This is a genomic window from Parafrankia sp. EUN1f, from assembly GCF_000177675.1.
GTDB lineage: Bacteria > Actinomycetota > Actinomycetes > Frankiales > Frankiaceae > Parafrankia.
In genome coordinates this window covers 24,536-36,373 of the sequence record NZ_ADGX01000085.1, presented here as the reverse complement: position 1 = coordinate 36,373, position 11,838 = coordinate 24,536, and the positions used below count along the sequence as shown (strand labels likewise).

Sequence of the window (11,838 nt, the reverse complement as noted above, 5' to 3'; positions counted from 1 at the left end):
GCTTCACCTGGCGCCAGCCGTGCGCGTAGGCCGTGCTCACGGTGCGGATGAGGTCCTCGGCGCTGACCATCTTGTTGATGACCTTGCGCAGGCGCTCCGAGCCGCCCTCGGGGGCGAAGGTGAGGCCGCTGCGCCGACCGTTGCGGGAGAACTCGTTGGCCAGCGTCACGTTGAAGGCGTCCACCCGGGTCGAGGGCAGGCTCAGCGACGTGTTCGTGCCCTCGTAGCGGTCGGCCAGTGCCTTGGCGATCTCGCCTATCTCGCTGTGGTCCGCGCTGGACAGTGACAGCAGGCCGACCTCGGAGAAGCCCGAGGCCGCGAGCCCCGCGTCGACCATCGCCCCGACCGTCGCGATGTTGCGCTCCCGAACCGGCCGAGTGATCATGCCCGCCTGACAGAAGCGACATCCACGGGTGCAGCCGCGGAAGATCTCCACGCTCATCCGCTCGTGCACGGACTCCGCGAGCGGCACCAGCGGGGCCTTCGGATACGGCCAGGAGTCGAGATCCGTCAGCGTGTGCTTGGCCGGCCGGGCCGGGATGTCGTCACGGGTGGGTGTCACCGCGGCGATCCTGCCGTCCGGCCGATAGCTCACGTCGAAGAAGGCCGGCACATAGACCAGGCCGAGGCGGGCCAGCCGGAGCAGCAGCTCACCACGCCCGCCGGGCGAGCCCTCGGCCTTCCACACCCGGGTGACGTCGGTGATCCGCAGGACGGCCTGCTCACCGTCGCCGAGCACCACGGCGTCGACGAAGTCCGCGATCGTCTCGGGGTTGAACGCCGCGTGGCCACCGGCCACGACCACCGGCGAGGTGTCGTCCCGGTCGGCGGCATGCAGCGGGATCCCGGCCAGGTCCAGCGCCGTGAGCAGGTTCGTGTAGCCGAGCTCGGTGGAGAAGCTGACCCCGAACAGGTCGAAGTCACCGACGGCGCGATGCGCGTCCACCGTGAACTGCGCGATGCCATGCTCACGCATGAGCGCCTCGAGGTCCGGCCAGACCGAGTACGTGCGCTCGGCCAGGACGTCCGGCTGCTCGTTCAGGATCTCGTAGAGGATCTGCACACCCTGGTTCGGAATGCCGACCTCGTAGGCGTCCGGGTACATCAGGCACCAGCGGACGGCGGTGTCGTCCCACGGTTTGACGACCGAGTTCCCCTCACCACCCACGTACTGGACCGGTTTCCGGACCCGTGGGAGCAGTGGCTCCAAGAGTGGGAACAGCGACTGTCCGGGCATGTCCGCGAGCCTACGGCACCACGCCGAGGCTCGACCGGGCCCCGACGAGGCACCTTGTCGCGGCCCGCGGGACTGCCAGGGAGACGACCCGGGACGACCTCAGAGCGCGTACGGGTCCGACCTGGAACGTAGACGGACATTCTGGAGCAAACCAACCGCGACCATGTTCGCGAACATCGACGACCCACCGTAGGACAGGAACGTCAGCGGTAGCCCGGTCACCGGCATCACGCCCAGACACATACCGATATTGACGAAGATCTGGAAGGTGAACCAACAGACCACACCGGTGGCGATCAGTGCTCCGAACGAGTCCTGGGACTGAAACCCGATCGTGAGCGCTCGCCAGAGCACCACGCCCAGCAGCACGATCACCCCGCCGGCGCCGAGATACCCGAGCTCCTCCCCCGCCACGCTGAAGACGAAGTCGGTCTGCTGCTCGGGCACGAACTGGCCCTGGGTCTGCTGGCCCTCGAACAGCCCCCGGCCCGTGACGCCCCCGTTGGCGATCGCGGTCATCGCCTGGTCGACGTTGTAGCCGCTGGACGACGTCGCCTTGTTCTCCGAGACGAACGAGGTGAGCCGAGCCTCCTGGTAGGGCTTGAGCAGGTGGAACTGCAGGATCGCGCCACCGAACAGCACCCCGCACAGGACCAGCCCGAGAACCCAGCGCCGCGGCGCGCCGCTCACCGCCAGCATCCCGAGAGTCACGAACACCAGCACCATGACCGTCCCGAAGTCCGGCTGAAGCATGATCAGCCCCATCGGGATGACGGCGAGGCCCAGCACGAGCAGGACGTCACCATGCCCCGGCTCACCGCGGCGGATGCCGGTGTACCGGTCCTCGTGCTTCTCGCCGAGGATCATGGCCACGCCGACGACGAGCGCGACCTTCGCGAACTCTGACGGCTGCAGCTGGAACCCGGCCGGCAGCACGATCCACGAGTGCGCGCCGTTGACCGTGGTGCCGACGAGCAGCACGGCCACCAGCCCGACGAGCGAGCCCAGGTAGACGAACGGCGCGTACGCCCGCAGGATCCGGTAGTCGACCACGGTCGCGGCGGCGCCGAGCACCAGGCCGATCGCGAGGTTCAGCAGGTGGCGTTTGAGGAAGGTCTGCGGGTCGCTGCCCGCCTCCTCCATCCGCTGCCGGGTTGCCGACCAGACCAGCAGGGCACCGATCAGAGCGAGCGCGACCACGCTGATCTGGAGCGGCCAGTCGAGGCGCCGCAATGGCGAGTGCCGCCCGGAGGCCCGATCCCGCAGCTGCCCGATCCGCCCCCGTACGAGCACCGGGGACGACCGCAGCGCGGTGGGGCCGGGGTCCTGCGTCATCGCCCCTCCCCTGTGTAGCGGTCGACGTCCTGGGTTGTTCGTGCTGGTGGCGATGATCGGCGTGCGTGCGTGCGTGTGTGCATAGGCGGCTGGCGCGCGAGCGCCCACGGTCACGGCGGGGAACGGCCTGCGCCGCCCGCGGCGGACGTCGCGGCGGCCGGCTCGGTTCCGCTGTGGGCGGCCGGCCCCGAGGCAGGCCACAGCGCGGGCAGCACCGCGCCGGGCGCGGCCGCCTCGGGGCCCGCCACGCCGGGTGCCACCGCACCCTGGACCACCGCACCCTGAACCACCGTGCCCTGCCCAGCCGCGCCCTGCGCCGACGGGGCCGGGCCGGCGGTCGTGCCCGCACCACCACCGAAGCTTCCGTCCCGGCCCAGCTCAGGCAGGTCGGCGGGCGGCTTGCCGCCGGGCAGGGCCGCTGGCTGGCCGACGCCGTAGAGCGCCTTGTAGATCTCCTTGGCGACCGGCGCCGCGTACTCCGCACCGGTCCCGGATTCCGGGATGCTCACCACGACCACGAACTGGGGATCGTTCGCCGGGGCGAACGAGGCGAACCAGGAGGTGTCACCCTTGCCTTCGACCTCGGCGGTCCCGGTCTTGCCCCCGACCGGTACGAGATCGCTGGGCCAGTCCGCGAACACACCCGCCGCCGTGCCACCGGCCTCGGTGGTCACACCATGCAGACCGTCCCGGATGTAGGCGAGGATCTCCGGCGAGACGGGCAGATGGCCGGTGACGGTGGGCTCGATGAGCTTCGTCCGCCTGCCGTCCGGGGAGATGGTCGCCTTCGCGAGGGTGGGCTGGTAGAGCGTCCCGCCGTTGGCGATGGCCGCGTAGGCGGTGGCGAGCTGCAGGGGGCTGACGGAGAGGTACTGGCCCTGGCCGATGGAGAACTGCACGGCCGCGCCGGCGTTGTAGAGGTAACCGTCGACGCAGGCCTCGGCCGCGTACTTGCGGTACCGCTCCGCCTTGACCGGGTCCGGTTCCTCCGGATATCCGTTCTGCGCCCGCCGGCAGTACGAGTCCTTCAGCTCCTCCCAGATCTTCTTCGCGTCCGCCCGGTCGACGACGGCGCCCGAGGTCTCCCCGGGCAGGTCGATCCCGGTGCGGCTCCCGAACCCCATGGCCTCGGCCATGCGGACGAAGTACTCCTTCGGTTCCTGGTACGGGCCGCGGCCGTTGCGCAGACCGCCGTCGGCGACCCAGGCGTCGTAGGCGAACTTGTCGAAGATGACGTCGCAGGAGATGACCAGCGACTGGTGCAGCGTGATCGGGCCGGCCGACGACCCGTCGAAGTTGTGGAAGATCTGGTCACCGACCTGCAGCGTCGGTGCGCAGTCGAACTTGTCGTCGCCCTTGGCGCCCATCTGCTGCATCGCGACCGCGGTGGAGACGACCTTGAACGTCGAGCCCGCCGCGGCCGAGCCCTGGTAGGCACGTGACAGCAGCGGCGTGCCGTTCGCCGGGTCGGACAGCGCGGAGTAGTCGGTCTGGGAGATGCCGCCGACGAACACCGACGGGTTGTAGGTCGGCAGGCTGGCGAGCGCGACCACTCCGCCGGTACGCACGTTCAGGACGACGGCCGACGCCGCCCGGGCGCCACCACCGAGCGACTCCAGCGTCTTCCCCAGCGCCTGCTCGGCGGCCCGCTGCACGTCGAGGTCCAGATTGAGCACCAGGTGGTCACCACTGACCGGGTCCGTGGTGGAGGCGGTGCCGGCGACCCGCCCGAACCGGTCCACCTCCAGGCGCTCCACGCCGTCCGCCCCGCGCAGCGCGTCGTCGTAGGTGTACTCCAGCCCGGAGACACCGATCAGGCTGTTGAGGTGGTAGCCCTTCTCACCACCCTGGGCGTCGAGCTGGTCCTGGGAAACGGGCGCGAGGTAGCCCAGCTCGTGGGCCGCGAGCGAAGCGTTCGGGTACTCGCGGACGGCCTGCAGATCCGCCGACACCCCGGGGAAGCGGTCCGGATGCTCGATCACCGCGAGCGCCTGCGCCGAGGAGACGTCCTTCGCCACCGGAACCGGCTGGTAGGGGGAGCCGTTCCAGCACGGCGCCTTCACCGTGGCCGAGCAGAATCGGATGCGCTGCTCGATCTCGGCCCGCGGCATGCCGATCACGGTGGCGAGCCGGTCCAGGACGGCCCGGCCCTTGTCGGACTGCCGGTCGATGGTCGACCGGTTCACCGAGATGACCAGGGACGTGCGGTTCCGGACCAGCGGCTGCCCCTGATCATCGACGATCATTCCCCTGGTCGCCGGTGTGACGACCTCCCTGACCCGGTTCGTCTCGGCGACCCTGCGGTACCGCTCACCGTCGAGGATCTGCAGCACCCACAGCCGGGCGCCCAGCGTCACCAGCAGGGAGAGAACGAGCACTCGCAGGATGAGCAGCCGGATCCGCATCCGGTCGTTCACAGCCGCCCCCGATCCCGGTGCAGGCGGCGGGAGGCGGCCGTGGCGATCGGGAACAGGAACGGGGTCACCAGCAGCGCGTAGAGACCGGCGGCGACGGCCCGCTCGAGGGCCTGGGCGCCGGTGAGCGCCGCGTCGCCCAGGATCGCGGTCGCCGCGGCGTTCCCGAGGGTGCCGAACACCGCCGCGGCTCCCACGGTGGCGAGCGGAACGGTGATCGAACGCTCCGCCGCGTTCATCACCAGGCCGGCGAGATACCCGACCAGGCACAGCACGAGGGCCGTCTGCCCGAGCACGTGGGTGGACATCAGATCGGCCAGCAGCCCGACGACGAAGCCGAGCACCGCGCCGAGCAGCGGGCCCTCGATCAGCGCGATGATCGCCAGCAGCACGATCACCAGATCGGGGCGGCCCAGCGGGGCGCCGAGCCGGGCCACCACCGACACCTGCAGGACGACGGCGACGGCCAGCAGCGCGGCCGCGGCCGCGAAGGTACGCGGATGCAGCCGCTCCTCGGAGAACCCGCCATCCCACACCGCCTCGTCACCCCGCGCCCTGGGCCGCCGGAGCTCCGCCGCCGGCCGGGACCTGCCCGGCCGGCGCCTCACCGCTCTGCGCCTGGCCGGCGGGCGCCTGCCCACTCGGCGCCTGGCCGTCGGTGGAGCCGGCCGCGCCGGAGTCCGGCACCGCGCGGGGCGGGAGCACCCGGTCACCCGGGTCGGTGGCGGGGCCACCGACGATCACGCCGACCAGGTCGAGCGTGCCGATCGAGACGAAGGGGCGGACCTCGGCGGTACGCGAGAGGCCACCGACATCCACCACCTCGGTCACTTCGCCGATCGGCACTCCCGCCACATAGTCGAGACTACCAAACGTAACCAATCGGTCACCCTTTTGCACCTGGTAGGAGGCGTCATAAAGGGTGAAGGTCAGAGTGGACGGACCCTGGCCACCGGCGACCGCGCCGAGCAGCTTGGTCTGCTCCAGCCGAGCGCCGATGCGGCTGCTCGGATCGCAGATCAGCTTGACGACCGCAGTGCTGTCGGTGACCGACGTGACCGTGCCGACCAGGCCGGCCGTGTTCACGACCACCTTGTCCACGGCGAGGCCGTCGCGACGGCCGGCATTGATCGTCACCGTCCAGTCCATCCCGGTGACATCACCGACCGCGATGACCCGGGCCGGAACGATCGTGTACTGCCCCTTGTCGGCGAGCAGGCGCAGGTCCGAGAGCTCACCGGCCAACCGGTCGATCTCGGCGTCGTCGGAGATCTGCCGACGCAGTTGCGCGTTCTCCTCGGCGAGCCGGTCGGCGCGATCGTGGTAGCGGTTCGGGTGGGTCAGCGACGACACCGTTCGACCCACCGGCCGGGTCACCGTGGTCACCGCGTTCTCGACCCCGCCCACGACCGAGTGCACCACACCCCGGGCACCGGGCGCCGAGTCGCTGGTCCGGTAGTCGAGCGTGATCAGCGTGAACGCGAGGACGAGCAGGGCGGCGATGACGAGACGGGAGCGCCTGGTGTCACGTCCCACGTCGGTCCTCCATCGCCGCCTGCCACCGCCACACTCCTACCACCGCACTCCCATGCCGCCGCACGCCGCCGAGGGCGCGGCCGGGTCCACACCGGCCGCGCCGCGCGGGCCGTCAGCGCTTCGGTTCGGAGATGAGGACCTGCTGCAGCGCCTCGAACTCCTCGACGCACTTGCCCGACCCCATCGCCACCGAATGCAGCGGGTTCTCCGCGATGTGGATCGGCATTCCGGTCTCGTGCCGCAGCCGCTCGTCCAGCCCGCGCAGCAGCGCACCGCCGCCGGTCAGGACGATGCCGCGGTCCATGATGTCGCCGGACAGCTCCGGCGGGCACCGGTCGAGGGTCACCTTGACCGCGTCGATCACCGCGTTCACCGGCTCCTCGATGGCCTTGCGGATCTCCTCGGCGGTCACCACGATGGTCTTGGGCAGGCCTGTGACCAGGTCACGGCCACGGATCTCGGCGCTCGGCTCGTCCGGCACCTTGTGCGCCGAGCCGATCGCCATCTTGATCTCCTCGGCGGTCCGCTCGCCGAGCATCAGCGAGTACTCCTTCTTGACGTAGGAGATGATCGCCGTGTCGAGCTCGTCGCCGGCGGTGCGGATCGACTGGCTGGTGACGATGCCGCCCAGCGAGATGACCGCGACCTCGGTCGTGCCGCCACCGATGTCCACGACCATGTTGCCGGTCGGCTCGTGCACCGGGAGGCCGGCGCCGATCGCCGCCGCCATCGGCTCCTCGATGATGTAGACCTTCCGCGCGCCGGCCTGGTAGCCGGCGTCCTTCACCGCGCGCTGCTCCACACCGGTGATGCCGGACGGGACGCACACCACCAGCCGGGGCTTGGCGAAATGACGCCGCCGGTGCACCTTCTGGATGAAGTACCGCAGCATCCGCTCGGTGGTCTCGAAGTCGGCGATGACGCCGTCCTTCAGCGGGCGGACCGCCACCACGTTGCCCGGCGTACGGCCGATCATTCTTTTCGCGTCGGTTCCGACGGCGAGGATTCCCGAGGTCGTGGTGTTGATCGCGACGACACTGGGCTCGTTGAGCACGATGCCCCGGCCACGGACGTAGACGAGCGTGTTGGCGGTACCGAGGTCGACGGCCATGTCACGACCGAGGAACGACAGCGAACTGGACATCGTCGGGTGCCGGCCTTCCCGAGGGGCGCGAGGTGGGACGGATCCGGACGGCGCACGCGGACGACACCGACCGGCCCTTCTCCGACCAACGCGCGAAACGCGTACAGAGTTCGTCGAACGGGCGGGACGGCCCGGATGCGCCTCGCGTGGACCCGTTCACCGTGACCGCCGGTACGGCGATTACGGCGAGCCACCGGGCACGCTCCGGGTAGGTGAAAGCGTAGACCGCCCCCGACGACGTCGCTGAGCCGACCGGGAAGCGTGTCACCCCACACGCACCGGGGCACGCGCGGCACGCCGCCCGGCTCCACATCATCCGTGGACGGGTGGCAGGTCAGCGGCGGACCGCCGCCGATCGGGCACCCGGCAGGGACGAGACTTCCCCCGATCGGGGACGGAACACCCAAGGACACCGGGCCGACCACGGCGGCCGGCGGCCGGGCGGCACCTCGACGGGGCCACGCCCGTCCGGCGGCTCACCCGCGCCGGTGGAACCCCGCCACCCACCAGGGGTGAGGGCGGGGGCACCCGGTGCCCGCAGGTCAGCTCAGGCCGGGGAAGAACAGGTCGATCTCGCGCTTCGCCGACTCCGGCGAGTCCGAGCCGTGCACGAGGTTCTGGCCGATCTCCAGCGCGAAGTCACCGCGCAGCGAACCGGGGACCGCCTTCACCGGGTCGGTGGCGCCGATGAGGCCGCGCGCCGCCTCCGTCGCCCGCGGGCCCTCCGCCACCAGGGCGACCAGCGGACCAGAGGTGATGAAGTCGACCAGCTCACCGAAGAAGGGCTTGCTGGCGTGCTCGCCGTAGTGGGTCTCGGCGACCGAGCGCTCCAGCGTGCGCAGCTCCAGGGCGACGATCTTCAGCCCCTTGCGCTCGAGGCGACCGATGACCTCACCGATGAGGCCACGGCTGACGCCGTCGGGCTTGACCAGGATGAGGGTGCGCTCGGAGGACACGGGACTCCTTCAGACTCGTTTCGTCATCTTTGACGCGGATGGCCGGACGGTCCGCGGCTACTGGCGCGACCGGTTGGCCCCTGGCAAACCTACAGGGTCCACGATCCAGACCGGCGCGCGCACTCCCCCGAGACCACCCGTCGGAGTGGCGCGACGGTGCGGCGGTGCCACGGGCAGCGGCCGGTCAGCGGCCAGTGGTCAGCGGCCGAGGAGACGGCGGGCCTCCCCCACCGTCACCAGTGAGCCGGTGACCAGCACTCCGGTGCCACCGAGCTCGCCTTCCTCCTCGGCCAGGCGCACCGCGGCGTCCAGCGCGTCGTCCAGACGCAGCGCCACCTCGACCCGGTCTGCGCCGAAGACATCCACCGCGACCGCCGCCAGATCGTCCGCCGGCATCGCCCGCGGCGAGGTGCTCTGCGTGATCACGACGCTGCTGAAGACCGGCTCCAACGCGGCGAGGATGCCATCCGCGTCCTTGTCGCCCAGGACGGCGACCACACCGACCAGGGACTCGAAGCCGAAGGCCTCGTCGACCGCGGCCGCGAGGGCCTCGGCGCCGGCGACGTTGTGCGCGCCGTCCAGAACGATCGTCGGCGAACGCCGGACCACCTCAAGCCGGCCCGGCGAACTCGCCTGGGCGAACCCGGCGAGCACGGCGTCGGCGTCCAGCTGGTTCTGCCCACCGCCGAGAAAGGCCTCGACTGCCGCCAGCGCCACCGCCGCGTTGTGCGCCTGATGCACGCCGTGCAGCGGCAGGAAGACCTCCTCGTAGGTCCCACCGAGCCCGCGCAGGGTCAGCATCTGCCCGCCGACGGCGGCCCGCCGGCCGACGACACCGAACTCCAGGCCCTCCCGGGCGACCGTGGCACCCAGCTCGGCGGCCCGGCGCAGCAGCACCTCCGCGGCGGGCAACTGCTGCTGGGCCAGCACGAGCAGCGAGTCCGGCCGGATGATGCCGGCCTTCTCCGCCGCGACGGACTCGACCGTCGAGCCGAGCTCCGGATGGTCCAGCGAGACCGGCGTGATCACCGCGACCGGGGCGTCGATGACGTTCGTCGCGTCCCAGGTGCCACCCATACCGACCTCGATCACGCCCACGTCCACCGGCGCGTCCGCGAAGGCGGAGAACGCCATCGCGGTGAGCAGCTCGAAGAAGGTGACCCGCTCGGCGTGCCGGGTGTCGACGAGCTCGGCGTACGGGATCACGTCGTCGTAGGCGCGGGCGAACACCTCCGCGCTCGCGGGCGCGCCGTTGATGCTGATCCGCTCGGTGACCGTCTCCAGGTGCGGCGAGGTGTAGCGGCCGGGACGCAGGCCGAACGCCTGCAGCAGGGCGTCGATCATCCGCGCCGTGGAGGTCTTGCCGTTCGTCCCGGTGATGTGGATCGACGGGAAGGACCGCTCGGGATGCCCCAGCAGGTCCACGAGATCCCGCATCCGCTCCAGATCGGGAAGCATCCGGTGCGGGAACCGCCCGGCGAGCGCCTTCTCCACCCTGGCGAGGCCGGCAGCGTCGTCCGGCGTGTTCCCCGTGCTCACGTCTGTCACGGTGCCGAGGTTATGGCATCACCGAAGCGGCCTCCTCCCGACGGGAGACAGGCGCGCGTGCCGCCGGCCGCCGGCCGCGCACCCCCGCATGCCTCCGCGCGCCCCGGCGCTCCGCGGCCTGTTGCTCCGCGGCTCGCCGGGGCGGTTGTCCGCCGGTCAGGCCGCCGCCGTGCGACGAGGCACCGCCTGCGCGGCCCCGCGGTCAGGCCGACTTCTCCTGGCGGCCCGGGTTGCGCTTGGACGCGGCGACGTCCCGTGGCACCAGAGTGGGGTTGACGTGCTCCAGCACGACCTCGCGGGTGATGACCGCACGGGCGACGTCCTTGCGGCTCGGGATGTCGTACATCACCGAGAGCAGGACCTCCTCCATGATCGCGCGCAGGCCACGGGCACCGGTGCCCCGCAGGATCGCCTGGTCGGCGATGGCCTCCAGCGCGTCGGTCGTGAAGTCGAGGTCCACGCCGTCCAGTTCGAACAGCCGCTTGTACTGGCGGACCAAGGCGTTCTTCGGCTCGGTGAGGATGCGGATCAGCGCCTCGCGGTCGAGGTTGGAGACGCTGGTGATGATCGGCAGCCGGCCGATGAACTCCGGGATCATTCCGTACTTGAGCAGGTCCTCCGGCATGATGTCGCCGAAGACGTCCGAGGAGTCCGGGTCGTCCTTGCCGTGGAGCACCGCACGGAAGCCCAGGGACTTCTTGCCGATCCGGGATTCGATGATGCGGTCGAGCCCGGCGAAGGCACCCCCCACGATGAACAGCACGTTCGTCGTGTCGATCTGAATGAACTCCTGATGCGGATGCTTCCGACCACCCTGCGGCGGGACGCTCGCGGTCGTTCCCTCAAGAATCTTCAGCAGCGCCTGCTGCACACCTTCGCCGGAGACGTCCCGGGTGATACTGGGATTCTCCGACTTGCGGGCGATCTTATCGACCTCGTCGATGTAGATGATGCCCGTCTCGGCCTTCTTGACGTCATAGTCGGCGGCCTGGATGAGTTTGAGAAGAATGTTCTCGACATCCTCGCCCACATAGCCCGCCTCGGTCAGCGCGGTCGCGTCGGCGATGGCGAACGGGACGTTCAGCATGCGAGCCAGGGTCTGGGCGAGCAGGGTCTTGCCACAGCCCGTGGGGCCCAGCAGCAGGATGTTGCTCTTCGCGAGCTCGACCTCACTCTTCGCCGCGTCACCGCTGGAGGAGCTGCCCGCCTGCACCCGCTTGTAGTGGTTGTAGACGGCTACCGACAGCGTCTTCTTCGCGGCCTCCTGGCCGACGACGTAGCCGTCGAGGAACTCGTAGATCTCCCGGGGCTTGGGCAGTTCCTCCCACTTCAGCTCCGAGGACTCGGAGAGCTCCTCCTCGATGATCTCGTTGCAGAGGTCGATGCACTCATCGCAGATGTAGACGCCTGGGCCAGCGATGAGCTTCTTCACCTGCTTCTGCGACTTACCGCAGAAGGAGCACTTGAGCAGGTCACCGCCATCACCGATGCGTGCCACCGAGGACTCAGTCCCTTCGTCCAGACGATGGTGTCGCCTGCGTGTCGGGGGCGGTGCGCACCGCCCGGTCGTCGCGTGTCTGCCTGTATCCGTCCTCGTGGGGACGGTACCCCGCGGGGGCGTCCGGTGAGAGCCCAATCGCTGGGCTCATACCGGTCAGCCTACGGTCA

General features: G+C 70.4%; 9 protein-coding genes. All 9 read right to left on the bottom strand.

Annotated features, from left to right (window positions below):
* Window positions 1–1,237, bottom strand: a 1,237-nt coding sequence (locus FREUN1FDRAFT_RS23410) for a radical SAM protein (RefSeq protein ID WP_006542695.1), incomplete at its 3' end; no start/stop codon positions are given.
* A gap of 99 nt (window positions 1,238–1,336) precedes the next feature.
* The gene (rodA, locus tag FREUN1FDRAFT_RS23405) at window positions 1,337–2,572 is read right to left on the bottom strand and encodes a rod shape-determining protein RodA (protein ID WP_006542694.1); all 1,236 of its coding nucleotides are present in this window, start codon (window positions 2,570–2,572) and stop codon (window positions 1,337–1,339) included.
* Window positions 2,573–2,682: 110 nt separating this feature from the next.
* A complete protein-coding gene (mrdA, locus tag FREUN1FDRAFT_RS23400) occupies window positions 2,683–4,989 on the bottom strand; it encodes a penicillin-binding protein 2 (RefSeq protein WP_006542692.1) in 2,307 nt (768 codons plus the stop codon).
* On the bottom strand, window positions 4,986–5,522 hold the full coding sequence (mreD, locus tag FREUN1FDRAFT_RS23395) for a rod shape-determining protein MreD (RefSeq protein ID WP_006542691.1): 537 nt from the start codon (window positions 5,520–5,522) through the stop codon (window positions 4,986–4,988). The genes mrdA and mreD overlap by 4 nt, the downstream gene beginning before the upstream one ends.
* 7 nt (window positions 5,523–5,529) lie before the next feature.
* Window positions 5,530–6,522, bottom strand: coding sequence for a rod shape-determining protein MreC (gene mreC, locus FREUN1FDRAFT_RS23390; RefSeq protein ID WP_006542690.1), 993 nt, complete (start codon window positions 6,520–6,522; stop codon window positions 5,530–5,532).
* Window positions 6,523–6,634: 112 nt separating this feature from the next.
* Window positions 6,635–7,666 (bottom strand): rod shape-determining protein, encoded by a 1,032-nt coding sequence (locus FREUN1FDRAFT_RS23385; protein WP_006542689.1) that lies wholly within the window; start codon window positions 7,664–7,666, stop codon window positions 6,635–6,637.
* Between the two features lie 542 nt (window positions 7,667–8,208).
* Window positions 8,209–8,622 (bottom strand): nucleoside-diphosphate kinase, encoded by a 414-nt coding sequence (gene ndk / locus FREUN1FDRAFT_RS23375; protein WP_006542688.1) that lies wholly within the window; start codon window positions 8,620–8,622, stop codon window positions 8,209–8,211.
* A 198-nt stretch (window positions 8,623–8,820) separates the two neighbouring features.
* The gene (locus FREUN1FDRAFT_RS23370; RefSeq protein ID WP_006542687.1) at window positions 8,821–10,170 is read right to left on the bottom strand and encodes a folylpolyglutamate synthase/dihydrofolate synthase family protein; all 1,350 of its coding nucleotides are present in this window, start codon (window positions 10,168–10,170) and stop codon (window positions 8,821–8,823) included.
* A 202-nt stretch (window positions 10,171–10,372) separates the two neighbouring features.
* Window positions 10,373–11,668 carry an ATP-dependent Clp protease ATP-binding subunit ClpX gene (gene clpX / locus FREUN1FDRAFT_RS23365; RefSeq protein ID WP_006542686.1) on the bottom strand — a complete coding sequence of 432 codons (1,296 nt, stop codon included), beginning with the start codon at window positions 11,666–11,668 and terminating at the stop codon, window positions 10,373–10,375.
* Window positions 11,669–11,838 lie beyond the last annotated feature (170 nt).

What these genes read in the sequence shown, in the direction of transcription:
- FREUN1FDRAFT_RS23385 (WP_006542689.1), bottom strand. Translation starts at nt 7,666, where the DNA reads ATGTCCAGTTCGCTGTCGTTCCTCGGTCGTGACATGGCCGTCGACCTC.
- rodA (WP_006542694.1), bottom strand. Translation starts at nt 2,572, where the DNA reads ATGACGCAGGACCCCGGCCCCACCGCGCTGCGGTCGTCCCCGGTGCTC.